Source organism: Amycolatopsis sp. NPDC041971, assembly GCF_055588925.1.
On sequence record NZ_JBVJCE010000002.1, the window covers coordinates 39,697 to 64,084 of the forward strand.

Consider the following 24,388-nt stretch of genomic DNA (forward strand, 5'->3'; position numbering starts at 1 on the left):
TACCGCGTTCAGAGGACGAAACGCGGTCAGGCGAAGCGGGTCATGACGTGCTTGACGCGGGTGTACTCGGCGAAGGAGTAGGACGAGAGGTCCTTCCCGTGGCCCGAGTGCCCGAAGCCGCCATGGGGCATTTCCGAGACCAGCGGCCCGTGGGTGTTGACCCAGACGCAGCCGAAGTCGAGTTCACCCGAAACGCGGGTCGCGCGTGCCAGGTCATTGGTCCAGATCGACGACGCCAGCCCATAGGGGACGCCGTTGGCAAGGCGCACCGCCTCGTCTTCGTCCACAAAGGACTGAATGGTGATCACCGGGCCGAAGATCTCCTCCCGCACGATCTCGTCGTCCTGCTTCAGGCCCGAGATCACGGTGGGGGAGAAGAAGAACCCGCGGTCACCGGCGGGGACGCCGCCGGTCTCCACGCGGGCGTGCGACGGTAGCCGTTCGACGAGACCGCGCACCCGGCGGAACTGCGCCTCGCTGTTGAGCGGGCCGAAGTCCCGGCCGGGTGCCTGCGCGGCGGCGGCCTTGGTCAGTTCCGCGACGAACTCGTCGTGGATCGCCGCGTCCACCAGCACCCGGCTGCCCGCGGTGCAGTCCTGGCCGGCGTTGTAGAACGCCGCGCCGACGATGCCTTCCGCCGCCTCGGTGAGGTTCACGTCACCGAAGACCAGCAGCGGCGCGTTCCCACCGAGTTCCAGGTGCGTGCGTTTGAGGTCGGCGGCCGCGACGGTGGCGACGTCGATGCCCGCGCGGGTCGACCCGGTGATCGACACGAGCTCGGTGATCGGGTGTTTCACCAGCGCGCGGCCGGTGTCGCGGTCGCCGCACAGCACGTTGAACGCGCCCCGCGGCAGGAACTCCGCGGCGACCTTCGCCAGCAGCACGGCCGTCGACGGCGTGGTCTCGGCGGGCTTCAACACGACGGTGTTCCCGGCGGCCAGCGCCGGGGCGATCTTCCAGACGCCCATCATCAGCGGGTAGTTCCACGGCGCGATCTGCGCGCAGACGCCGACCGGTTCACGCCGGATCGCCGAAGAGTGCCCCGGCAGGTATTCCCCGGACGCGGTGCCTTCGAGCTGCCGTGCGGCACCGGCGAAGAACCGCAGCGCGCTGACGCACTCCGGGATCTCCTCGTCGAGCACCACGGACCGGATCTTGCCGGTCTCACGGATCTCCAGGTCGGCGAACTCCTCTGCACGGGCCTCGACCGCGTCTGCGATCTTCAGCAGCGCGAGCTGGCGCTGGGCGGGCGTGCTCTTGCGCCACACCTCGAACGCCCGCTCGGCGGCGGCCAGTGCGGCGTCCACCTCGGACCGCTCAGACAGGACACTGGTGCCGAAGACCTCACCGGTGGTGGGATCCACCAGGTCGAGTGTCCGCGAGCCCGACGCCGGTATCTCGGCGCCGTCGACGAAATTGAGGACCTGAGTCATTCCTTCTCCAGGTGGGTCGGCTCGAACATCTTCAGCAGAGCGGGGAGGACGACCACCGACGGACCGGGGGTGCTCAGCGCGTCGGCGAGGTCCTTCTCGATGGTGTCCAAAGAGGACACGTTCGCGTGGACGTCGAAAGACCTCGCGAGCGCCGCGAAATCCGGCCGTGCGAGTTCGGTGGCGGTGGACCGGCCGAAAACGCCGGTCAGATATTCGCGCAGGATGCCGTAACCACCGTCGTCGATGACCAGCCACGTGACGTCGAGTCCGTGCTGGACGGCCGTGGCCAGTTCCGCGATCCCGTACATCGCGCCGCCGTCGCCGGACACCGCGAGCACCGGGCCGCCGGTCGCCGCCGCGCCGCCGAGCGCGCCGGGCAGGCCGTAGCCGAGCCCGCCCGCGCCCTGCGCGGTGTGCATCGGGGCGCCCTCGGGATTCCACGCCGACCACGCCCAGTAGGCGGCGATCGTCATGTCCCAGAACGTCTGTGTGCCCTCGGGCACCGCCGCGCGGATGTCTTCGATCAGCTTGCGCTCGGCATCGAGGGGCTGGGCGTCGAGGCGTTCGCGCACCTTGGCCAGCAGATCCGCCACCGCGGCTTCGGCGGCACCGTCGGACCGGCGGAACGGCACTTGCTCCAGAAGTCCTTGCAGGACAAGGCGGACGTCGGCGTGGATACCCAGCGCCGGGTAATTCGACTCCAGCTTCCCGAGATCGGCTTCGACCTGGATCATCCGGCCGCGCGGGGCGAACTCGCGGTAGTTGCTGGACAGTTCGCCGAGCCCGGAACCCAAGACCAGCAGCACGTCCGCGGCCGAGAGGAATTCGGTGCTGTGCCAGTCTTCGATCCACGATTGCCCGGAAAGCTCGTGATCCCAGCCGAAGACGCCCTTGCCACCGAAGGTCGACAGCACCGGCGCGCGCAGTGCCTCCGCGAGCGCCTTCAGTTCCGCCCGTGCGCCCGAGCGCAGCGCGCCACCACCGGCCAGGATCACCGGATTCTTCGCCGCGCCAAGGAGATTCGCGGCCTCGGTGACGAGCTCCGGCAACGGCTCCAGCGGTGCGGGCCGTGCCGTCACCGACGCGATCCGCGGCAGCTCCGTCGGCGCCAGCAGGATGTCCTGCGGGATCTCGACCCACACCGGGCCGTACGGCGCGGTCGCGGCCGATTCCCAGGCCGCACGCAGCGCCGTCGGGATCTGGCTGACGGTGCGTACGACGTGCACCGACTTCACGACGTCACGGAAACTGGCCTGCTGATCGGGCAGTTCGTGCAGGTACCCGTGCCGTCCACCGCCGAGACCGGCGACCGGGATCTGGCTGGAGATGCCGAGCACCGGCACCGACGCCGCCCGGGATTCCTGCAGTGAAGCCAAAGTCAGCAGCGCGCCGGGGCCGGTCGACACGATCATCGGGGTCACCGGGACCGGGCCTTCGGGGTCCGCCGAGAGCCGGGCACGGGCGTGCCCGTCGGCCGCGAACGCCAGGTTGTTCTCCACCCGCGAGCCGATCACGCGCAGGTCGTCCGTGCGCCGCAGTGCTTCGAACAGGCCGAGCGCGTGCTGGCCGGGCAGGCCGAACACGGTGTCGGCGCCGAGCGCGCGGAGGGTTTCGACGACGACGTCGCCGCCTATCCGTTGTGTCATTCGCTCTTTCCCAGGCTGAGCAGGCTCACCAGGTCGTAGGCGACGTGGGAGGCCGCGATGGCGGTGATCTCGGCGTGATCGTAAGCCGGGGCCAGCTCCACCACATCCGCGCCGACGAGGTTGCAGTCCCGCAGCCCGCGCAGGATCTCCAGCAGTTCACGGCTGGTCATGCCACCCGCTTCGGGGGTGCCGGTGCCCGGCGCGTGCGCGGGGTCGAGCACGTCGATGTCGACGGAGATATAGAGCGGGCGGCCGCCGATGCGCTGGCGCAGCGCGTCGACGGTCTCGGCGACCCCGCGGCGCATGACGTCGCCGGAGGTGACGATGCCGAATCCGAGGCGGCGGTCCTCTTCCAGATCCCGCTTGCCGTACAGCGGGCCGCGCGTGCCGACGTGGGACAGCGCTTCGGTGTCGAGGATGCCTTCCTCGGACGCCCGCCGGAACGGGGTGCCGTGGGTGTACGGCTCGCCGAAGTAGGTGTCCCAGGTGTCGAGGTGCGCGTCGAAGTGCAGCAGCGCCACCGGTCCGTGCTTCTTCGCCGCCGCCCGCAGCAGCGGCAGCGCGATCGTGTGGTCGCCGCCGATGGTCACCAGCCGCGTCCCGTTCGCGGTCAGCGCCTCGGCCTCGTCCTGCAAGGTCTCGATCGCCTCGCCGATGTCGAACGGGTTGAGCGCGATGTCCCCTGCGTCGACCACCTGCGTTTCGGCGAACGGCGAGACGTCGAGTTCCGGGTGATACGGGCGAAGGAGCCTGCTGGCCTCACGGAGCGCGGCGGGGCCGAACCGCGCGCCGGGACGGTAGGACACCCCGGCGTCGAACGGCACGCCGACGACGGCGACATCGGCACGCTCGACCTGATCGATCCGCGGCAGCCTCGCGAAGGTCGCGAAACCGGCGAACCGGGGCACCTTGGACGAGTCGACGGGGCCGATCGGGGCGGTGTCACTCACTGCGGGTCTCCTTCATTCTTTATCGCGCGACCGCTATCGCGCTGCCAGGACGCGACTTTCGCGGTCAACTGGTGGTTGGGTGGTAGGGCGCCCTGCCATCGCGACAGCGGGGCCTGTCGGCCAAGACACGCGACCTCAAAAGATCAAGGAACCTTCGTCGCCTTGGCCTCATCGAGTTTCGCTTTCGCCTCTTCTTCTTCGGCGACCGCGCTGCCGTTCAGCCGGCGGGTCCACACGGTGAGGATCTCGTCGGAAGTACGCGGGGTGAGGAAGCTGACCACCAGGTACACCGCCAGACTGGAGCCGAGGCCCCAGTAGATCGGGCTGTTGGCCTCGACGCCGTCGACGAACATGAACGTGACGACCACGACGGTACCGACGACCATCGACGCGAGCGCGCCCTGACGCGTGCCGCGTTTCCAGGCCAGCCCGCCGATGATCGCGACCAGCAGACCGCCGACGAGGATGTCGTAGGCGATGGTCAGCGCGTTGACGACGTCGTCCACGACCATCGCGATGCCGATCGCGACGACACCGAGGACCAGTGTGGTGACGCGGTTCCTGCCGACCTCGTTGACGGCTTTCTTGAGGCCCAGCTTGGAAAGCAGGTCCGAGGTGCTGACCGTGGAGCAGGCGATGAGCGCACCGCTGGCGGTCGACATCATCGCCGACAACGCCGCCGCGAGCACCAGGCCGCGGATCCCGGCGGGCAGTTGCTGCTCGACGATGGTCGCGAAGGCGTCCTGCGCGCTGGCCAGCGTCGGGTACAGCGTCTTGGCCGCGGTGCCGATCAACGCGCCGGCGAGGCCGTAAACCAGGCAGTAGACACCGGAGATGACGCCGCCACCGGTGGCGATGCCCGGCGTCCTCGCGGTGAACACACGCTGCCAGATGTCCTGGCCGATCAGCAGGCCGAAGCTGTAGATGAGGAAGTAGGTGAAGATCGTGTCGCCGCCGATGGCGGTGAGTTCGAAGTAGCTCTCGTCCAGCCGCGCGGCCATCCCGTCGAAGCCGCCCGCCGAGACGATCGAGACCGGCAGCAGGATGAAGAGGATGCCGATGGTCTTGATGACGAACTGGACGATGTCGGTCAGCGTGATCGACCACATGCCGCCGAGCACCGAGTAGAGCACCACGATCGACCCGCCGATGGCGATCCCGACCCAGCTCGGCACGGTGAACAGAACCTTGAAGATGGTGGCGAACGCCAGCGTCGAGGTGACGGTCAGCATCAGCGTGTAGCCCCACATGACGACGCCGGAGATGGCGCTCGTGGAGCCGCCGTAGCGCAGGTCGAGCATCTCGCCGACGGTGTAGACGCGCAGCTTCACCAGCCGCCGCGCGAACAGCGTGTGCAGGACCAGGATGCCGACGCCGATCGCGATCACGAGCCAGGCGCCGGAGATGCCGTAGGTGTAGCCGAGCTTCACGCCGCCGACCGTCGAAGCGCCGCCGAGGACGACCGCCGACATCGTGCCCGAGTACATGAACCAGCCCAGGCGGCGGCCCGCGACGAGGTAGTCGGATTTGGTCTTGGCCAGCCGCAGGCCGAACCAGCCGACCCCGATCATGCCCGCTATGTAGAGCGCGATCACCGCGTAGTCACCGGCCACGGTGTCCTCCTTGCCTCGGGGCGGTTCGCTTCGTTCGGGCCACCGTAGGTTCGTTCGCTCTTGGAACGACATGGGATGATCCGTCCGAAGTCATTGAACATCGAGGACGAAATGACCCCAAGCCGCAATCCGTTCGACTCTGATGTGAATGTCCCGTTACGCGCCGTGGTCGGCAACCCGGAACTGGCACTCGACCCGGTCGTGGAGACCCTGCGGCCGGGCGCGCTCGACGCGCCGGTGCGCTGGGCGCATGTCAGCGAGCTCCGGGACCCCGCGCCGTACCTGCTCGGGGCGGAACTGCTGCTCACCGCCGGGGTGAACCTGCCGGTGGAGCCGTCCGAGGTCGACCGCTACGTCCGGCGGCTGGCCGGCAGCGGGATCTCCGCGCTCGGCTTCGGGCTGACGCCGGGCACCCACGAGACCCTGCCGGCCGCGCTGCGGTCGTCGTGCGCGCGGCACGGGCTGCCGCTGCTCGTCGTGCAGCCGCGGACGCCGTTTCTCGCGATCAGCCGGGCGGTGTCGGTCGCGCTCGCCGAAGCGGGGCAGCGGGAACAGCGGCGGATCGCGGCCGCGCGTGAGGCATTGACCAGGGCGGCGGGCGACGGGCTCGGCGAACTCGCGAGCGCGCTGGCCGGACGACTGCGGGCCTGGGTGGCGCTGGTCGGTGCCGGCGACGTCCTCGCCGCCGTCCACCGCGCGCCGTCCCCGCTGCCGGACGAGGTCAGGGAACTGGTCACCACGCTGCGGGCGGGCAGGGGGATCCGCAGCGCGACGACGGAACTGGCCGACGGCACGCACGTCGTCGCGCAACCGGTGTACCCGCAGGCGACGGCGTCACATCTGGTCGTGGTCGGCCGCGTCGAGCGGTTCGACGGCGCGGACCGCTCGATCCTGTCGGTCGGGGCGGCGCTGCTCGGGCTGGCCGGCCGCGCGGGTTCGGACGCGGCCGGACTGGGTGCCACCGCCACGGCGTTGCTGCTGGGCGAGACCGACGTGGTCGGCGGGGACGAACGCCGCCTGGTCGCCGGGATCGCCTACCGCCGAGGGCCGACCGAGGTCGCCGCGCGCTACGACTGGCTGCGCGCCCGGCTCGACACCCCGCTCGTGCGACTGCTGCCCGGGCCACGCTTCACCGCGATCGTCCGGGAGGCGCCGGAGATCGGCGACCTCGACCGGCTCCGTGCCGACGGCTGGCTCGCGGTCGTGGGTTCGCCCGTCCCGCCCGACCGGCTTCCCGAGGCGGGCGCCGAAGTGGAGTTGCTGCTGCGGCGGGCCGCCGCGCTGGAACGGCCGGTGGTGGCGGAGGCGTCCGGGCTCGGGCTGGACGCGCTGATCGCTCCGGACGCGGCGGCCGGATTCGCCGCCCAAGCGCTGGCGCCGCTGCGCGAACTCGATCGGAAGGGCGACCGCGAACTGGTCGACACGCTGCGGACCTGGCTCGCGCACCACGGCGGCTGGGACCGGACGGCCGCCGAACTCGGCGTGCACCGCAACAGCGTCCGGCACCGGATCGGGCAGATCGAACGGGCGCTGGGGGTGGACCTCGCGGATCCGGAGATCCGGATGCGGCTGTGGTTCGCGTTGAGGTGGGGGTGAGGCGAACGGTCACCGCCGCTTACTCCAATCAGGTCACTCTCAGGATTCTGTGGCAACGTAGGGTCGTGCGGATTCTGGTAGTCGAAGACGAAGAACCCCTCGCCGACGCGATCGCACGCGGCCTGCGGCGTGAGGGGATGGCGGTGGACATCGCGCTCACCGGTGACGACGGGCACGAGAAGGCCGCCGTCACCCGGTACGACGTCGTGCTGCTCGACCGCGACCTGCCCGGGATGTCCGGTGACGACCTGTGCCGCGAGATCGTCGCGTCCGGCGAGCTGACCCGCGTGCTGATGCTCACCGCGAGCAGTTCCGTTTCGGACCGTGTCGACGGGCTTTCCCTCGGCGCCGACGACTATCTCGCCAAGCCGTTCGCCTTCCCCGAACTCGTCGCGCGGGTGCGGGCGCTGGGCCGCCGCGCGACCCCGGCCGCGCCGCCGCTGCTGACTTCGGGTGACGTCGAACTGGATCCGGCGAGGCGGACCGTCCGCCGCGCGAGCGGTCCGGTCGAGCTGACCCGCAAGGAGTTCGGCGTGCTGGAGGTGCTGCTGTCGGCCGCCGGTTCGGTGGTCAGCAGTGAGGAACTGCTCGAACGCGTGTGGGACGAGAACGCCGACCCGTTCACCACCACCGTCCGGGTCACCGTGATGACACTGCGGAAGAAGCTCGGCGAGCCGGGCATCATCGAAACCGTCGTCGGCTCCGGCTACCGGGTGCCGGAGCAGGGGACCGCACGCGGGTGAACGCCCGCAGCCTGCGTGCGCGGGTCACGCTGCTCGCGACCGGGTTGGTGGCACTGGTCAGCCTCCTGTTGCTCTGGCTGGCCTGGAATCTGGTCGGTGACGCGGTATCCGCGGTTCCGCGGTTGCCGCCGGGCACCACGGTGCGGGTCGACGGCGTCGAGGTCGACGCTTCCGCCGTCACCGACCATCTGCGCGTGTACGCCCGGAATCGTGTGCTGCTGTTCGGCGCTGCCGCGTTCTGTTTCGTCGTGCTGGCGGCGGGGATCCTCGCGTGGACGTTCACCGCGCGGGTCCTGCGGCCGCTGCGTGAGATCACCGGGACGGCGAGGCGACTGTCGATCGAATCGATGGGGGAGCGGATCGGCGAGGTCCGCACCAAGGACGAACTCGCCGAACTGGCCGAGACCTTCGACGACATGCTCGACAGGTTGCAGGCCGCGTTCGACGCGCAACGGCATTTCGTCGCGAACGCCAGCCATGAACTGCGGACGCCGCTCGCGGTCATCCGCACCGAACTCGACGTCACCCTCGCCGACGAGCAAGCCGACGAAGCCGAATTACGCCGGATGGCGGGTGTCGTCCGCGACGCGACCGAGCGGGCCGAGCGGCTGGTCGGTTCGCTGCTGCTGCTCGCGCGCACCGACGGCGCGGGACTGGTGGCCAGGGAGCCGGTCGATCTCGCGGTGATCGTCGCGAGCGCGTGGCGCGCGGTGCGGGCAGAAGCCGGGAAACGCGGTCTCCGCACCGAATTCGCGACCCAGGGCGCGCCGACCTTCGGCGATCCCGCGCTGCTGGAACGGATCGCGGGCAATCTGCTGGAGAACGCCGTGCGGCACAACGTCGAGGGCGGCTGGCTGGACGTCGTCACGCAGGCCGGTCCACAGTGGTCGGTGCTGCGGGTGCGGTCTTCCGGCGGCCTGCTCGACCCGGCCGCGGTCCCCGAACTGTTCGAGCCGTTCCGCCGGGCAGGCGTCGCCAGGACCGCCCGCACCGGCGCCGGGCTGGGGCTCTCGATCGTGCGGGCCGCCGTCCAGGCGCACGGCGGCACGGTGTCGGCGGAACCCGTTGTGGGCGGCGGTCTTTCGGTGACGGTCCACCTGCCCGCTCTGCCCTGACCCGCCGCTGGGGTTACGGTTCAAGGATGGTCCCCAGCATGAGGCTGAACAACGGAACGTCCCTTCCCCAGCTCGGGTTCGGTGTGTACAAGATCGGCGACGACGAGGTCGTCGGCGCGGTCCGCACCGCCATCGAGGCGGGTTACCGCGCCATCGACACGGCGACCCTGTACGCCAACGAACGCGGTGTCGGCGAGGCCGTCCGCACCAGCGGGCTGCCCCGCGAGGAACTGTTCGTCACCACGAAACTGTGGAACACCGAGCACGGCTACGAGTCGGCGTTGCGTGCCTTCGACACCAGCCTGAGCGAACTCGGTCTCGAGTACGTCGATCTGTACCTGATCCACTGGCCGCTGCCGTCGCAGGACAAGTACGTGGAAACGTGGCGGGCGCTGGAAAAGATCGCTTCCGACGGCCGGGCGAAGGCGATCGGTGTCTCGAACTTCCAGATCCCGCATCTGGAGCGGCTGATCGAGGAGACCGGGACGGTCCCCGCGGTGAACCAGATCGAATGCCACCCGTGGCTGCAGCAGCCGCTGCTCCGGAACTTCCACGAGAAGCACGAGATCCTCACCGAGGCGTGGGGCCCGCTGGCGCGCGGCGGGGACCTGCTCGCCGACGAGAAGATCACCACGATCGCGAAGAAGCACGGCAAGACCCCGGCGCAGATCGTGCTGCGCTGGCATATCGAGATGAACCACCTGGTGATCCCGAAGTCCGTCACGCCGGAACGGATCAAGGAGAACATGGACGTCTTCGACGTCGCCCTCGACGCGCATGACGTTGCCGCGATCGCGACGCTGGAGCAGGGGAAGCGGCTGGGACCGGATCCGGACGAACTGGGCGCCTGAGGCTTCCGGAAGTGTCATGAAAGGGGTCGTTCAGGACGAAAAATGTCCTGAACGACCCCCTTCATGACATCCGCGAACCGCCTACCGCACGTCCACGAAGATCGGGTTCCCGTACAGCCACAGGTCTTCGAACGGGTTCGACTGCCCGATCACGTCGGCGCTCGGTTCGATGCCGCCGGGCACGTGCTTCTTGCCGTCCGTGCCGCGCGTCCGCACGAAGAACGGCTCGCGCACGTCGCGGAAGGTGTGCCGGAAGGCCACCCGCCGCCCCGGCGCCCACCGCGGTTCGAAGGACCGCGCCAACCGCGTGCCCGGAGCGGTCCGCGCGTCCCGGTCGGCGGCCGGGCCGGTCACCGGTCCCGAAACGAGGTCGAGTCGCGCGAGCCGGGGGATCGCGCCACCACCGTTCGGCCGGGCCGCCAGTTTCGCCGAGACGACGATCGTGACGTCGGATCCGCGCCGGACCCGCAGCCTGCCGCCCATCGTCGCCGAACTCCAGCCGCTGTACGCGCCGAACTCCAGTTCCTGCGCGAGTCCGCCGTGCACCACCCAGACGCGTCCCGCGCGGAGGCCTTCCAGCACGCCTTCGTGGCTTCGGCGGGACACGCCGACGACGGTCCGGCTGAACTCGGCGGGAGCGAAGTCCGCGTACGGGGGCAGAGTCTGCGGGACACCGGTGTCGATCGGGTCGGGGTAAGCGCCATGCTCGTCGTAGTACCCGTCCGGAACGCCGGGCCGGACGTGGGTATCGCCGCGGTTGTAGTGCGAGTCGGAGTTGCTGGTGATCCACCACGGCTTTCCTTCGGCCAGCAGCGAATCCCAGAGTCCGCCGACGGTCGCGGTGCTCCAGTCGAAGCCGCCGTAGGTGCGGTAAGCCGACTCCGGGAAGCCCGGCCATGAGTTCGAACCGGGGGAGTTGCCGTAACCGCCGCGCGCGCCACCGCCGCTCCCGAGCGGTTTCGGAAAGCCGTCGGCCTGCGCGCCCGGCGCGCCTTCCATGCCGATGACGATGCCGGGCGCGGCGTCGCGCAGCGCGCGGATCTCGTGCGGGGCGATCCGGCCGTTGCGCAGCGGATGGTTGATGACCACCACCGGCGCGTGGATCCGGCGGGCCCGCTCTTCGGCGGCGAGCCAGCGGATGGCCTTGACCGCCAGCGCCTCGTTGTCCGGCGTGCCCGGTTCGGTCCCGGTCAGCCGCCAGTCGAAGGCGCGTTCGAACTCGCGCAGCTTCGCGGCCTGGTCCGCGCCCGCCTGGAAGAACAGTGTCGCGTGCTCGGCGCCCGGCACGTTCCACTCCATGCCTTGCCACAGCAGGAGATCGCGGTGTTCGCGCTGTGCTGCCCGGATCGCGGCGTTCGTCCGCTCCACCGAGGACTTCTCGTGCGTCGCGTGGCCGTGATCGGTGATCACCGCCCAGTCCGCCCCGTGCCGGAGAGCCGAATCGGCGATTCCGTCCACTGTGTACATCGCGTCGTAGGAGTACTGCGTGTGGATGTGGTGATCGCCCACCAGCCACCGGTAGCGGTCCCGGCCGAAGAGCAGGTCGACATCGATGTCGAGATCCAGGTCGAGGGCTTCCGCCGGGGTGGTGGCCGCGAGCGGCGCACCCGCGGCCGCCGCGGACACGAGGCCCGCACGCTTGAGGAATCCGCGGCGGTCGACGCCGGGCTTTTCACTGTTCACCGGCGGCACGCTAAAGAGCCTCGCTGAACGCGCGGTGTCCGGACGGCCAACGCGCGGCGCCGTGTGATGATCGTCCCTGTGGAAGAAGAGAGAAAGAGACCCAGAGCGTCCCGCCGATCGCTCTGGGTACTCGGAGCCGTCGCGATCCTCGTCCTCGCCGCTGTCGTGACGACGGCCGTCGTCGTCCTGAACCGGGTCTCCGAGCCGCCCGCCCCGGCGGCGTTGCCGCGGGACACCGCACCCGTCCCGCTGGGGAAGCGGGAACTGTGCGGCCTCCAGCTGGTCATTTACGTCGAGACCGACCAGGACATGACCTCCGCGGCGGAGAAGCTCCGGGAGGATCCGAATGCGCGCCGCGTGCTGACCGAGAACAAACAGCAGGCCTATGAGCGGTTCAAGGAGCTTTTCGCGAGCAAGCCGGAGCTGCTGGAGAACACGACGCCGGATGCCCTGCCGGCGGTCGTGCATCTGGTCCCCGTCGCCGGAACCGACCCCGAAGCGTGGGCGAACGAGCTGCGGCAGCGGTTCCCCGACGCGAACAAAGTCGACGTGCTCGATCCCGCGCCGATCGCCGCGCGGATGAAGGTCACGCCTCCGCCCTGCCCGCCTTCCGGAGAACGCTGACACCCCTGTCTCCCCGGGGGATGGCGGGGAGACAGGGGATGTCCTTGACCGCCTCGAAGTGTTCACGAAAACGCAGTCGTTCGCCAGAAAACCCACGAAAAACGCAAAAGGCCACCGTCGGCGATCAAGAGATCGCCGACGGTGGCCTTTCACTCACGCTCAGGAGAGCGGCACACTCGCCACACCCGGCGCCAGGAACGGCTTGCCGTTGACCTTCTCGGACACTCCGGCCCGGTCCAAGTACGGCGTGATGCCGCCCAGCCAGAACGGCCAGCCCGCGCCGAGGATCAGGCACAGGTCGATGTCGTGGGCCTCGGCGACCACGCCCTCGTCGAGCATGATCCGGACCTCCTCGGCGATCGCCGCCAGCGCGCGGTCACGCACCTGCTCGGAGGTCGACGGGGAGTCACCGCGCTGCCAGAGTTCGGCCACCTCGGGGTCGACGGTGGCGTTGCCGTGAGCGTCCCACTGCCAGACGCCCTTCTTGCCCGCCTTGACGAAGCGGTCGAGGTTCTCGCTGACGGTGAACCGGTCCGGGAACGCCTCGTGCAGGGTTTCCCCGACGTGCAGGGCGATCGCCGGGCCGACCAGCTGCATCAGCGTCAGCGGCGTCATCGGCAGGCCCAGCGGCTCGAGCGCCTTGTCCGCGACCTCGAACGGCGTGCCTTCGTCGACGGTCACCAGCACCTCGCCGAGGAACCGCAGCAGCAACCGGTTGACCACGAACGCGGGCGCGTCCTTGACCAGCACGCTCGACTTCTTGAGCTGCTTGCCGAGAGCGAACGCGGTGGCCAGCGCGGCGTCGTCGGTCTTCTCCGCGCGGACGATCTCCAGCAGCGGCATCACCGCGACCGGGTTGAAGAAGTGGAACCCGACCACCCGTTCCGGATGCTTGAGCTGCGACGCCATCGCGGTGATCGACAGCGACGAGGTGTTCGTCGCCAGGATCGCCTCGGGGGAGACGTACTGCTCCAGGTCGGCGAAGACCTTCTGCTTGACGCCCAGCTCCTCGAACACCGCTTCGATCACGAAGTCGGCGTCGGCGAAGGCGGTCTTGTCGAGCGAGCCGGTGACGAGTGCCTTCAGCCGGTTGGCGCCGTCCGGCGAAACCCGCTTCTTGGCCAGCAGCTTGTCGATCTCATCGTGCACATAGGACACACCCTTGTCGACGCGTTCCTGGTCGACGTCGGTGAGCACCACCGGCACCTTGAGACGGCGGACGAACAGCAGCGCCATCTGGCTGGCCATCAGGCCCGCACCGACGATGCCGACCTTGTTCACCTTGCGCGCCAGCGACTTGTCCGGCGCGCCGGCCGGCCGCTTGGCTCGTTTGTTGACCAGGTTGAACGAGTACAGCCCGGCACGCAGCGTGTCGTCCATGAGCAGTTCGGCGAGCCCGTCGGTCTCGGCCGCGTAGCCGCGGTCCAGATCGTTCTCGCGGGCCAGCTCCAGCAGCTCGACGGCCTTGGTCGCGCCGGGCGAAGCGCCCTTGGTGCGTCCGTCCACAAGGGCCCTGGCGCGGGCGATCGCGGCGTCCCAGCCGGCGCCGCGGTCGATCTCGCGGCGGGCGGGGGTGATCTCGCCGTTGACGACCTTCGCCAGCCACAGCAGAGACTGCTCGAGGTAATCGGCCGAACCGAAGACCTCGTCGACGATGCCGAGCTCCGCCGCCTGCGCGACCTTGAGCATCTTGTTCTGCGCCAGGGCGTTCTCGATGATCACGGTGACCGCGGCGTCCGGCCCGATCAGGTTCGGCAGCAGTTGCGTGCCGCCCCAGCCCGGGAACAGGCCGAGGAAGACCTCGGGGAACGCGATCGCGGCGGTGTTCTCCGAAAGCGTGCGGTAGTGGCAGGAGAGCGCGAGTTCGAGCCCGCCGCCCATCACCGCGCCGTTGACGAACCCGAAGGTCGGGATCTCGGATTCGGTGAGCCGCCGGAACACGTCGTGCCCGGTCTGCGCGATTTCCCGCGCCAGCGCCGGATCAGCGACCGCTTCGATACCGGAAAGGTCGGCGCCGACCGCGAAGATGAACGGCTTGCCGGTGACCGCGATCGCGGCGGGTTCCGCGGCGAAGGCGGTGTCGATCGCGGCGTTGAGGCTCACCAGGCCCTGAGGGCCGAAGGTGTTCGGCCGGGTGTGGTCGTGGCCGTTGTCCAGGGTGATCAGGGCGACCGGCTTGTCGAGACCGGGCACCTTCACCAGACGCGTGACCGCGTTCGTGACGACCTCGTCGGGGAAAGCGGCTTTCGCTCGCTCAGCGGTGAAAGTCATTACTTCGCCCCCTCGGAGCCGTTGTAGCCCGGGTTCTCCCAGATCACGGTGCCGCCCATGCCGATGCCGATGCACATGGTGGTCAGGCCGTAGCGCACGTCGGGGCGCTCGGCGAACTGACGTGAAAGCTGCGTCATCAGCCGGACACCGGACGACGCGAGCGGGTGGCCGCAGGCGATCGCGCCACCCCACTGGTTGACGCGCGGGTCGTCGTCGGCGACGCCGAAGTGGTCGAGGAACGCGAGCACCTGGACGGCGAACGCCTCGTTGATCTCGAACAGGCCGATGTCGTCGATCGACAGGCCGGTGCGCTTGAACAGCTTCTCGGTGGCCGGCACCGGGCCGATGCCCATGACCTCCGGCTCGACGCCGGCGAAGGAGTAACCGACCAGGCGCATGCCGATCGGCAGGCCGAGTTCGCGGGCGGTGTCCTCGTCGGCGAGCAGCGCCGCGGTGGCGCCGTCGTTGAGACCGGCCGCGTTGCCCGCGGTGATCCGGCCGTGCGGGCGGAACGGCGTCTTCAACCCGGCGAGCTGCTCGACCGTGGTGCCCGGACGCGGCGGCTCGTCCTCGGTCGCGAGACCCCAGCCCAGTTCCTTCGAACGGGTGGCGACCGGGACCAGCTCGGGCCCGATCTTGCCGGTCTTCACGGCTTCGGCGTACTTCTCCTGGCTGCGCGCGGCGAAGGCGTCGGTGCGCTGCTTGGTGATCTCGGGGAACCGGTCGTGCAGGTTCTCCGCGGTCTGGCCCATCACGAGCGCGGTCGGGTCGACGAGCTTGTCGGCGATGATGCGCGGGTTCGGGTCGACGCCCTCGCCCATCGGATGGCGGCCCATGTGCTCGACGCCGCCGGCGATGGCGATGTCGTAGGCACCGAAGCCGATGCCGCTCGCGGTCGTGGTGACCGCGGTCATCGCGCCCGCGCACATGCGGTCCAGCGCGAAGCCGGGCACCGACTTGGGCAGGCCCGCCAGCAGCGCGGCGGTGCGGCCGATGGTCAGGCCCTGGTCCCCGATCTGGGTGGTGGCGGCGATCGCCACCTCGTCGACGCGTTCGGGCGGCAGCCCGGGATGCCGCCGCAGCAGTTCACGGATGGCGTTGACGACGAGGTCGTCGGCACGGGTGCCGGCGTACATGCCTTTTTCGCCTGCCTTGCCGAAGGGCGTTCGCACCCCTTCGACGAAGGCGACATTGCGTACCGACCGCGCGTTCGGCGCGAGCGGTGTTGCTCCTGCGGCCACGAATGCTCCTGAAGTAGAGGTAGTCCTGTCCGCACCCTAGCCCCGGTTACCCGTCGGTAACCAGGATGGTGGCCCGGTCGAGTGGGGGAAGGCACACTCTCGGGTGCGCTCGGGTCGGCCGCTTGGCCGATCCGGGGGTGGTGGGGAAGTTGCTATGTTCGAAGTGATCAGGGGGAGGGATCACGATGACATCGCCGGGGCCGGCCGTCACCCGTCGTGCGTTGCTGGGGATGGCGGTCGTCGTATCGCTGGCCGCCTGCACTCGCGGGACACCGCCTCCGAGCCCTTCGTCTCCTGCGCCGCCCCCGCCTTCTCCCTCCCGGCAATTCCACGACCGGTTGATGGAGCTGGAGAAGAAGTTCGACGCCAGGCTCGGCGTGTACGCGCTCGACACCGGAGGCGGCGGCACGGTCGAGCATCGCGCGGACGAGCGGTTCGCGTTCTGCTCGACGTTCAAAGGGGTCGCGGCGGCCGCCGTCCTGCAGCGCAATCCGTTGTCGCATCTGGAAACCCGGGTCAGCTACTCCCGGGACGACCTGATGAAACACGCGCCGGTCACCGGGCAGCACGTGGCCACCGGCATGACGATCCGCCAGCTGTGCGACGCCGCCGTCCGGTTCAGCGACGGCACCGCGGGCAACCTGCTGCTGCGGGACCTCGGCGGTCCCGCCGAACTCACCGCGTTCACGCGCAGCCTCGGCGACACCGTCACACGGATGGACCGGGTCGAACCGGCCATCACCGAGGCCACCCCGGGCGACCTTCGCGACACCACGACTCCGCGCGCTTTCGCCGCCGACTACCGCGAGATCGTGCTGGGCGACACGCTGACGGCCGACAAACGCGACTTCCTCCGCGACCTGCTCCAGCGCAACGCCACCGGCGCCGAGCGGATCCGGGCGGGCCTGCCGTCCGGCTGGACCGTGGCCGACAAGACCGGGACGGGCGACTACGGCACGTTGAACGACATCGCCGTCGTGTGGCCGCCGGACAAGGCGCCGATCGTCCTGGCGATCATGTCCAGCAAGGCGACCAAGGACGCCCCTTACGACCAGGCGCTGCTCGCCGAGGCCGCGAAGTACGTGGCCGAAACCCTCACGTGAAGGAATCCGGAACTCGCGTGTCTGAAGACGTAACTCGCGTGATTGAAGGCGTAACTCGCGTGATTGGAGGAGTTCCGCCTTCAATCACGCGAGTTACGGGTCCAATCACGCGAGTTACGCGTTAGTTGCCGGTGGCGCTGGGGAGCAGGGCTGGGCAGCCGCCGGCCTTATAGGCGGGGTCGTACTCGAAGTGCCACTTCTCGTTGTCGTAGCGGCGGCACCAGCCGAGTGCGCCGCCGTGCTTGTCCACCCACGCGGCCGAATTCAGCGGCTGGATGTCGACGGCGATTCCCTTGACGTGCATGGACGTCTCCGGTTGCAACGCCCACTTCTTGGCCTGTTCCACGGAGCCGAACCGCTCGACGGCCTTGTCGAACTCGCGCTGCTGCTGGCTACGGCTGCGCTTGCCGTCGTTCACGCAGAGCGTGATGTTCTGCGTCTTGGCCTTGGCGCGCATGGTGTTCCACGCTTCGATCACGTCCGGGCGCATACCGAAGGTGTCCTCGTCGACATAACGCTTGTCGACGGCGCACGTCGGGCCGCTCTCGGGGCCGGGGACCTCTTCGAGGATCGCGAGCGGCTGCCCGTTCACCGCCTTGACGGCCACGCCGGTGGCTCCCAGCGTCACCATCGCGATCCCGACGAGCCCCAGCGCCACGAGCACGCTGATGGCGGTGCTGCGGCTGGAGGTGAATGTGGTCGGCACCACTCCGAAGCTACCCGGCGCCCGGCGGGCCGCCAGGGTTTGTGAGGTTGTTCCCAGAACGTCCCGGAAGGCCAACCGAATCGGAAAAGCGTTGGTGAGTGGCGATTCGGGAGACAGGCCGGGCCCCCCATGTCGCATTCGAGACGCTCAGTGTCCCCAATGCGACATGGGAGCCGGCCCGGCAATGCCTCAGCGGCTCAGGTACCCGAGCCACCCGCCGTACCCGGTGATGTCCTCGGCGCCGTCCAGGGCCACCGGTTCGCAGACGAAGCCGGACACCTCGCTCCCGTCGGCCAACCGCACCTTCCCGATCGCCAGCGGCGCGGGAACGCCCGCCACGAACTCGCCGAAGCCGCCCAAGGGCAGGTCCCACACCTCCGCCTCGATCGGCTCGCCACCCGAGGCGACCCGGACGAGGCCGGGTTTCGGTGGCACGGTGTCCAGCGCGTAGAGCCGGTACTCGGCCGCCGTCGGCCCCGCCGCCACGAACCGCCCGCCACGCGAGGTCAATTCGTGGTTCAGCGGCTGCCCGCGCAGATGAGCGCCGACGACGGCGATCCGCGTCCGCCGCGGCACCAGCCGGGCGACGTCGGCGAGGATCCGGTCGGCGTACGCGGCTCCGACCAGCATCACCCCGAACGGCAGGCCGCCGACGGATCCGGCGGGCACGGCGAGCGACGACAGGCCCAGCAGGTTCGTCGAATTCGTGAACCGGCCCAGCCGGGCGTTCACGCCCAGCGGGTCGGCCTCGACCTCAGCGATCGTCGGGTGCTCGGTCGTCGTGGGCAGCAGCAGGCAGTCCACAGTGGACAGAACCGCCGACGCTGCACGCGAAAGACCGTCGAGCGTGGCGAGGTCGGTGAACAACCGGTGTGCCGGGATGTCCTTCGCCGCGCCGATGATCTGCCGCACGGCCGGATCGACGGCGTCCGGACGCGCGTCGATGAACTCACCGACCCCGGAGTAACGCTCGGCCACGAAGGCGCCTTCGTACAGCAGACGCGCCGCGTCGAGAAACGCCGATATGTCGACAGTGACCAGCTCGGCGCCGGCCTCGCGGAACGACTCAGCCGCCGCGGAGAACGCTTCGGCCCACCCATCTTGAAGAGGTCCCGTCGCCTCCGGCACACCGATCCGGAACGGCCGGTGGACCACCGGAAGATCCCGCGGCCCGCTGAGACACGCGAACGCCACCGAAGCCTCGTCGACCGTCCGCGCGAACACCGTCACGCAGTCGATGCTCGCGCACGCGGGCACCACACCGGTCGTCGGCAGCAGCCCGCGCGTCGGCTTCAGCCCGACGATCCCGTTGAACGCCGCCGGAACCCGCCCGGATCCGGCGGTGTCCGTACCCAGCGCGAGATCCGCGATGCCGAGCGCCACCGCGACCGCCGACCCCGAACTCGACCCACCCGACACGTACGCCGGGTCGATCGCGTTCCGGACCGCGCCGTGCGGACTGCGCGTGCCGACCAGTCCGGTCGCGAACTGGTCCAGATTGGTCGTGCCGAGGATCAGCGCCCCGGCCGCCCGCAACCGTGCCACCACCGGGGCGTCCTCGTCCGGTAGATAGGCGTACTCGGGGCACGCCGCTGTCGTCGGCAGCCCGGCGACGTCGATGTTGCCCTTGATCGCGGCGAGTTTCCCGTACAGGGGCAAGGATTCCCCCGCCGCACGACGGGCTTCCAGCTTCTCCGCGTCGGCGAGCACGTCCGCCTCGGGACGCAGGTCGATCCAGATCTCGGGCCGGTCGACCCGCGCGATCCGGTGGTACGCCGCGCGCACCCGCTCCAGCACGCTCATCCCGCGCTCCTTCCCAGTACCACCAGCGGCGTGCCGGGGGCGACCTGATCACCGGGGGAGACGAGCACCTCGACGACCTCCCCGGCGGCGGGCGCGGGGATCCGCGCCTCGGTCTTCATCGCTTCGAGAATCACCAGTGTCTCCGTTGGGTCGACCTTCTTGCCGGGTGCGGCGTCCACCCGCCACACGGTCGCGGCGAACGGTGCTTCGACGACGTGTCCGCCGGGCGGGGCCTCGATCTTCGAGGTCGGGAGCTTCGCTCCGACGGGTTCGGGACGGGGGTCGAATTCGCCCGCCGCCGCCCAGGCCTGCCGCTCCGCCTCGAACGCCGCGCTCTGCTTCGCGCGGAAAGCGGCGATGTCGTCGGCATTGTCGGCCAAGAACCGTTCGTGGTCGGCCAGTGCGAACTCGCCGTCGGTGATGACGAGTTCCAGTTCCCCCGCCGAACTCTGTGCCCGCAGGTCGAGCAGTTCCTCGGCGGTCACCGGGTACCACGAGATCCGGTCGAAGAACCGCAGAAGCCACGGCGAACCCGGTTCGAACGACCCGCGTTGCCGCCAGCCGCTCCACACCTGCACGGTCCGCCCGACGAACTGGTACCCGCCGGGGCCTTCCATCCCGTAGATGCACAGGTACGAGCCGCCGATGCCGACCGAGTTCTCCGCGGTCCAGGTACGGGCCGGGTTGTACTTCGTGGTGACCAGCCGGTGCCGCGGGTCCAGCGGAGTGGCCACCGGCGCGCCGAGATAGACGTCGCCGAGACCGAGCACCAGGTACTCCGCGTCGAACACCGTGCGGTAGACGTCGTCCACACTGGACAGACCGTTGACCCGCCGGATGAACTCGATGTTCCACGGGCACCACGGCGCGTCGTCGCGCACGCCCGCCATGTATCGCTCGATCGCCTCGCGCGTGGCGGGGTCGTCCCACGACAACGGCAGCCGCACGGTCCGGCTCGGCACCACGAGATCGGCGGTCCGCGGCAGATCGTGCTCCACCTCCTGCACGAGACCGAGGAGCTTCGGCACCGGCAGCACGTCCGGGTCGACGTGGACCTGCAGCGAGCGGATGCCCGGGGTCAGATCAAGGACGCCGCCGACGCCCCCGAGCCCTTCCGTGGCCAGCCTGTCGGCCAGGGCGTGGACCCGCATCCGCAGGGCCAGGTCGAGTTTCATCGGCCCGTACTCGATCAGCAGGTTGTCGTCGCCGCTGCGCCGGTAGGTGACCTCGGGATTCTCGTCCGATGTGGACAGACGGCCGAGGATGCCGCCGTCGTCGATCGGTTTCCGGCTCGCCTCGACCGCGGTATGGGGCTCATCCCGCAAGGAGCAGGCGTGCTCGGTGGTGATCGGCACGAAGCGCACGGTGTCGCCCGGCCGCGCCTGGCCGAGTTTCCAGCGCTGCCCGGTCACCACGGTCGCCGGGCAGACGAAACCGCCGAGGCTCGGCCCGTCCGGTCCCAGCAGGATCGGCAGGTCGCCGGTGTAGTCGACGGCGCCGATCGCGTACGGCGTGTCGTGGATGTTCGACGGGTGCAGGCCCGCCTCCCCGCCGTCTTCGCGTGCCCAGCGGGGCCGGGGCCCGACGAGCCGGACACCGGTCCGCGCGGAGTTGAAGTGCACCTCCCAGTCGGTGGCGTAGAACGTTTCGACGTCGTCCGGCGTGAAGAACTCCGGTGCGGCGTGTGGTCCCTCGGAGGCGCCGATCTCCCAGTGCGTCGCGAAGACCGGGCGATCGGCTTCGGGAACCGTTCCGGTGACGGCGTTCTCCGGTTCCGGACCGGGGGAGAGGACGTCACCGGTGGCCAGCGCGCGCCCGCCGTGCCCGCCGAAGCCGCCCAGGGTGAACGTCGCCGCGCTGCCCAGGAAGTCCGGCACGTCGATCCCGCCGCGGACGAGCACGTACGCGCGGAGTCCGGCGGTGCCGGTGCCGACGTCGAGCACGCCGCCCGCGGGGACTTCGACCGGAGTCCACTGCGGAACCGGCGAGCCGTCAAGGGTCACCGTTGACGGCGATCCCGTGACGCAAACGATCGCGGCGTCGGTGAACTTCAGCGAGACACCGTCTACAGTGCACTCGAGGCCCGCCGCGCCTTCGGGATTGCCGAGTGCGCGGTTGCCCAGCCGCAGCGACAGATCGTCCATCGGGCCGCTCGGCGGGACCCCCACGTGCCAGAACCCCAGCCGTCCCGGCCAATCCTGGACGGTGGTCATCGTGCCGCCCCGAAGGACCTCGATCCGCGGTTCGGGATCGGTGATCACGTCGAGCGTCGCGGTGTCGTGCGTGATTTCGTGCAGCCGTCGATCCACGGCGACCGCGCGCAACTGGCCGAGGTTCGTCCGGACGCCGTCCACCCGGCTTTCGCCGAGCGCCTCGCCCAGGGCGGCCAGCGCCTCGGCCCGGTCCTCGCCGACGGTGATCACCTTGGCGAGCAACGGGTCGTAATGCGTCGTCACGTTCGCGCCGGCCTCGACCCAGGTGTCGACCCGGACGCCGTCCGGGAAGTCGGCGCGGGTCAGCAGGCCGGCGCTCGGCCGGTGCCCGGCGGCCGGGTCCTCGGCGTAGACCCGCGCTTCGACCGCGTGCCCGCGCGGCGTTGGCGTGGTGGCGAACATGCCGGTGTCGCCGTCGGCGAGCCGGAGCATCCACTCGACGAGGTCGATCCCGTACACCGCCTCGGTGACCGGGTGTTCGACCTGAAGGCGCGTGTTCACCTCCAGGAACGCGGCCACGTCCCGCTGCGGGTCGTAGATGAACTCGACCGTCCCTGCCGACCGGTAGCGCACCGAAACGCAGAGGTCGACGGCCGCGGAGACCAGTTTCTCCCGCATCGCTTCGGAAAGCCCCGGCGCGGGGCACTCTTCGAGCACCTTCTGGTTGCGCCGCTGCAGGGTGCAGTCCCGCGTGCCGAGCGCCAGCACCTCGCTCGCGCCGTCGCCGAACACCTGGACCTCGACGTGCCGCGCGTGGGTCACCAGCTGTTCGAGGAACACGCCCGACGTCGAGAAGCTCTTGGCCGCGATGCTCTGCACCGCTTCCCAGGCTTCCCGCAGCCCGGCTACGGACGCGCAGGCACGCATGCCGATCCCGCCGCCACCGCCGGTGGCCTTGAGCATCACCGGATAGCCGATCGTGGCGGCCGCGGTTTCGGCGTCGGCCAGGGTGTCCAGCAGCCCGGTTCCGGGCAACATCGGGACACCGGCCTCGACGGCCTTCAGCCGTGCTGTGTGCTTGCTGCCGAAGACTTCGAGATGGTCCGCGGTGGGTCCGGCGAACCGGATCCCGGCCGCTTCCACCGCCCTGGCGAAAGCGGCGTCTTCGGACAGGAAGCCGTAACCCGGGTGGATCGCGTCCGCCCCGGTCTTCAACGCGGCTTCGATGACGGCGTCGGCGAGGAGGTAACTCTCCCTCGCCGGTGCCGGGCCGAGCCGGACGGCTTCGTCGGCGAGCCGTACGTGCGCGGCCGTACGGTCGGCGTCGGAATAGACGGCGACCGTCGGAATGCCCATCTCCCTGGCGGTCCGGATGACGCGGACCGCGATTTCCCCCCGGTTGGCGACGAGCAGCTTCACATGCCACCGCCGGTGACGATCATCCGGACCGGCGTCGGATCGAAGCCGTTGCACGGATTGTTGAGCTGCGGGCAGTTCGACACCAGCACCAGGACGTCGGTCTCGGCACGCAGTTTGACCTCGAGACCCGGCGCGGAGATGCCGTCGACGATGCCGAGCGTGCCGTCCTGTTCGACCGGTACGTTCATGTACCAGTTGACGTTGCCGACCAGATCCCGTTTGCCGAGGTTCCATTTGGCGCCTTCGGTGAGGAAGTTCTCGACGCAGGCGTGCTGGTATCGCGTGTGCTGGCCGTAGCGGAGGCTGTTCGATTCCTTGCTGCAGGCGCCGCCGATCGTGTCGTGCCGTCCGCAGGTGTCCTCGACGACGGTCAGCAGCGGCGCGCCCTCACCGGTGCGCAACACGCTGCCGGTGGTGAGGAAGATGTTGCGCTGCGCGGCGATCGTGGCGGCCGCGCTGTATCTCTTCGCCGTGTCGGCGGCGTCGTAGCAGAGGAAATCGACGGCCTGGTTGCCGCCGAGATCGATGATCGCGAGCGTTTCGCCCTCGCGAAGCACGGTGGAGTACGGCGCCCGCGCGGCGACCTCGGTGTCGGAGACGATCGTCATGCCAGGCCCCTTGCGGTGAGGTAGTCGGCGGTGTTCTCGAAGGCACGCTGCGCCTCGGGGGAGGTTGTCCATTCAGGACTGTCCGGAGTGGACGGAGCGGAGCGCTGGGCGAGGACGCGCAGCGGCGTGACCGTGTAGTCGGGGCGCGGGTCGAGCGGATGGGCCACGTTGGCGATCAGGACCACGACCGGGAGTTCCGTGCGCAGGACCACGGATTTGCCGGGGCCCGCCGAGCCGGTGAACGTCAGCCCGCCGTCGGCCTCCACGTGGACGCCCTGGAAGAAGGACAGGCTCGGCGGGAGATCGCGTGGCGTGAGGCCGTGTTTCGCCGCGGCGAGGGTGAACAGCGCATTGCCCGACGGCGAAGCGCCCTGGGGGCTCCCGTCACCGTGACGCTCGGTGTTTCCGTCCACAGTGGACGTTCCGCAGAGCGCGTCGTGCTTACCGCTTTCGTCGGTGACGACGGTCGCTAGTACCCGCGCCTGGTCGGAAAGCAGCGCGATCGCCTCGCCGAGGTAGGCGTTCCACTGGACCTTCACCGTGTCCGCGACGTTCAGCCGCTCCCAAGGCTGGTCCGCGTTGAACAGCAGCAGATGCGCGCACGCGTCGCCCTCGACGTCGGTCAGCCGCAGTTCGGTGCCGCGGGCGAGGACCTTGTGGGTGTAGCCGCCACCGGCGACGGTCTCGGCCCAGACCAGCTTCGCCGGGTCGATCCCGGGCGGCGGATCCGGCCAGGTGGACGCGGGGATGGCGGGCATCGCTTCGGTCACCGTGCCCGCCTGTGCGCGGGCGTGGTCGCGAGCGCCGTACGTGGTCGATGTCGTGCTCAT

Annotated in this window: 18 protein-coding genes; 6 read left to right on the forward strand and 12 right to left on the reverse strand. The window is 69.8% G+C overall.

Annotated features, from left to right (window positions below; all coding sequences use genetic code 11):
* Positions 1–26 precede the first annotated feature (26 nt).
* The 4 genes from ACZ6DT_RS05240 to ACZ6DT_RS05255 form a co-directional block, all read right to left on the reverse strand.
* Complete coding sequence (locus ACZ6DT_RS05240; protein ID WP_465588990.1) at positions 27–1,433, reverse strand: aminobutyraldehyde dehydrogenase; 1,407 nt, start codon at positions 1,431–1,433, stop codon at positions 27–29.
* The gene (locus tag ACZ6DT_RS05245) at positions 1,430–3,079 is read right to left on the reverse strand and encodes a thiamine pyrophosphate-binding protein (protein ID WP_465588993.1); all 1,650 of its coding nucleotides are present in this window, start codon (positions 3,077–3,079) and stop codon (positions 1,430–1,432) included. Before ACZ6DT_RS05245 ends, ACZ6DT_RS05240 begins: the two co-directional genes overlap by 4 nt.
* Positions 3,076–4,029 carry an agmatinase gene (gene speB, locus ACZ6DT_RS05250; protein WP_465588996.1) on the reverse strand — a complete coding sequence of 318 codons (954 nt, stop codon included), beginning with the start codon at positions 4,027–4,029 and terminating at the stop codon, positions 3,076–3,078. The genes ACZ6DT_RS05245 and speB overlap by 4 nt, the downstream gene beginning before the upstream one ends.
* A 143-nt stretch (positions 4,030–4,172) precedes the next feature.
* Positions 4,173–5,642, reverse strand: a complete 1,470-nt coding sequence (locus ACZ6DT_RS05255; protein ID WP_465588999.1) for a sodium:solute symporter family protein — start codon at positions 5,640–5,642, stop codon at positions 4,173–4,175.
* A 111-nt stretch (positions 5,643–5,753) separates the two neighbouring features.
* On the opposite strand from ACZ6DT_RS05255, the gene ACZ6DT_RS05260 reads away from it, so the two are divergent.
* The 4 genes from ACZ6DT_RS05260 (at position 5,754) to ACZ6DT_RS05275 (ending at position 9,947) form a co-directional block, all read left to right on the forward strand.
* Positions 5,754–7,238: a PucR family transcriptional regulator gene (locus tag ACZ6DT_RS05260; RefSeq protein ID WP_465590503.1), complete on the forward strand. Its 1,485-nt coding sequence runs from the start codon at positions 5,754–5,756 to the stop codon at positions 7,236–7,238.
* Positions 7,239–7,303: 65 nt separating this feature from the next.
* Positions 7,304–7,981 (forward strand): response regulator transcription factor, encoded by a 678-nt coding sequence (locus ACZ6DT_RS05265; RefSeq protein WP_007033550.1) that lies wholly within the window; start codon positions 7,304–7,306, stop codon positions 7,979–7,981.
* Positions 7,978–9,096, forward strand: a complete 1,119-nt coding sequence (locus ACZ6DT_RS05270; RefSeq protein ID WP_465589002.1) for a sensor histidine kinase — start codon at positions 7,978–7,980, stop codon at positions 9,094–9,096. The genes ACZ6DT_RS05265 and ACZ6DT_RS05270 overlap by 4 nt, the downstream gene beginning before the upstream one ends.
* A 26-nt stretch (positions 9,097–9,122) precedes the next feature.
* Positions 9,123–9,947, forward strand: coding sequence for an aldo/keto reductase (locus ACZ6DT_RS05275; RefSeq protein ID WP_465589005.1), 825 nt, complete (start codon positions 9,123–9,125; stop codon positions 9,945–9,947).
* A gap of 81 nt (positions 9,948–10,028) precedes the next feature.
* Here ACZ6DT_RS05275 and ACZ6DT_RS05280 read toward each other — a convergent pair whose 3' ends face one another.
* Positions 10,029–11,630, reverse strand: coding sequence for a twin-arginine translocation signal domain-containing protein (locus ACZ6DT_RS05280; RefSeq protein ID WP_465589008.1), 1,602 nt, complete (start codon positions 11,628–11,630; stop codon positions 10,029–10,031).
* A 78-nt stretch (positions 11,631–11,708) separates the two neighbouring features.
* On the opposite strand from ACZ6DT_RS05280, the gene ACZ6DT_RS05285 reads away from it, so the two are divergent.
* A complete protein-coding gene (locus tag ACZ6DT_RS05285; RefSeq protein ID WP_465589011.1) occupies positions 11,709–12,254 on the forward strand; it encodes a permease-like cell division protein FtsX in 546 nt (181 codons plus the stop codon).
* A 159-nt stretch (positions 12,255–12,413) separates the two neighbouring features.
* Here the strand turns inward: ACZ6DT_RS05285 and ACZ6DT_RS05290 are convergent, their stop codons facing one another.
* Both ACZ6DT_RS05290 and ACZ6DT_RS05295 read right to left on the reverse strand, forming a co-directional pair.
* Positions 12,414–14,525 carry a 3-hydroxyacyl-CoA dehydrogenase NAD-binding domain-containing protein gene (locus ACZ6DT_RS05290; RefSeq protein ID WP_465589013.1) on the reverse strand — a complete coding sequence of 704 codons (2,112 nt, stop codon included), beginning with the start codon at positions 14,523–14,525 and terminating at the stop codon, positions 12,414–12,416.
* Positions 14,525–15,766: a thiolase family protein gene (locus ACZ6DT_RS05295; RefSeq protein ID WP_465589016.1), complete on the reverse strand. Its 1,242-nt coding sequence runs from the start codon at positions 15,764–15,766 to the stop codon at positions 14,525–14,527. Before ACZ6DT_RS05295 ends, ACZ6DT_RS05290 begins: the two co-directional genes overlap by 1 nt.
* A 185-nt stretch (positions 15,767–15,951) precedes the next feature.
* Between ACZ6DT_RS05295 and bla the strand changes: the two genes are divergently transcribed.
* Positions 15,952–16,869, forward strand: a complete 918-nt coding sequence (gene bla, locus ACZ6DT_RS05300) for a class A beta-lactamase (protein WP_465589019.1) — start codon at positions 15,952–15,954, stop codon at positions 16,867–16,869.
* Between the two features lie 121 nt (positions 16,870–16,990).
* On the opposite strand, the gene ACZ6DT_RS05305 is transcribed toward bla, so the two are convergent.
* The 5 genes from ACZ6DT_RS05305 to ACZ6DT_RS05325 form a co-directional block, all read right to left on the reverse strand.
* Positions 16,991–17,578: a D-alanyl-D-alanine carboxypeptidase family protein gene (locus ACZ6DT_RS05305; RefSeq protein ID WP_465589022.1), complete on the reverse strand. Its 588-nt coding sequence runs from the start codon at positions 17,576–17,578 to the stop codon at positions 16,991–16,993.
* Positions 17,579–17,764: 186 nt separating this feature from the next.
* Complete coding sequence (locus ACZ6DT_RS05310; RefSeq protein WP_465589024.1) at positions 17,765–19,378, reverse strand: allophanate hydrolase; 1,614 nt, start codon at positions 19,376–19,378, stop codon at positions 17,765–17,767.
* Positions 19,375–22,950, reverse strand: coding sequence for an urea carboxylase (gene uca, locus ACZ6DT_RS05315; RefSeq protein WP_465589027.1), 3,576 nt, complete (start codon positions 22,948–22,950; stop codon positions 19,375–19,377). Before uca ends, ACZ6DT_RS05310 begins: the two co-directional genes overlap by 4 nt.
* Entirely contained in the window at positions 22,947–23,558 is a 612-nt protein-coding gene (locus ACZ6DT_RS05320) for an urea amidolyase associated protein UAAP2 (protein WP_465589030.1), read from the reverse strand. The genes uca and ACZ6DT_RS05320 overlap by 4 nt, the downstream gene beginning before the upstream one ends.
* Positions 23,555–24,388, reverse strand: coding sequence for an urea amidolyase associated protein UAAP1 (locus ACZ6DT_RS05325; protein ID WP_465589032.1), 834 nt, complete (start codon positions 24,386–24,388; stop codon positions 23,555–23,557). Before ACZ6DT_RS05325 ends, ACZ6DT_RS05320 begins: the two co-directional genes overlap by 4 nt.

Bases quoted from the DNA above. Each gene is read 5' to 3' on its own strand.
- ACZ6DT_RS05290 (WP_465589013.1), bottom strand. From the start codon at position 14,525: ATGACTTTCACCGCTGAGCGAGCGAAAGCCGCTTTCCCCGACGAGGTC.
- ACZ6DT_RS05310 (WP_465589024.1), bottom strand. From the start codon at position 19,378: ATGAGCGTGCTGGAGCGGGTGCGCGCGGCGTACCACCGGATCGCGCGG.
- ACZ6DT_RS05320 (WP_465589030.1), bottom strand. From the start codon at position 23,558: ATGACGATCGTCTCCGACACCGAGGTCGCCGCGCGGGCGCCGTACTCC.
- bla (WP_465589019.1), top strand. From the start codon at position 15,952: ATGACATCGCCGGGGCCGGCCGTCACCCGTCGTGCGTTGCTGGGGATG.
- ACZ6DT_RS05275 (WP_465589005.1), top strand. From the start codon at position 9,123: ATGGTCCCCAGCATGAGGCTGAACAACGGAACGTCCCTTCCCCAGCTC.
- ACZ6DT_RS05325 (WP_465589032.1), bottom strand. From the start codon at position 24,388: ATGAGCACGACATCGACCACGTACGGCGCTCGCGACCACGCCCGCGCA.
- ACZ6DT_RS05240 (WP_465588990.1), bottom strand. From the start codon at position 1,433: ATGACTCAGGTCCTCAATTTCGTCGACGGCGCCGAGATACCGGCGTCG.
- ACZ6DT_RS05260 (WP_465590503.1), top strand. From the start codon at position 5,754: ATGACCCCAAGCCGCAATCCGTTCGACTCTGATGTGAATGTCCCGTTA.
- ACZ6DT_RS05245 (WP_465588993.1), bottom strand. From the start codon at position 3,079: ATGACACAACGGATAGGCGGCGACGTCGTCGTCGAAACCCTCCGCGCG.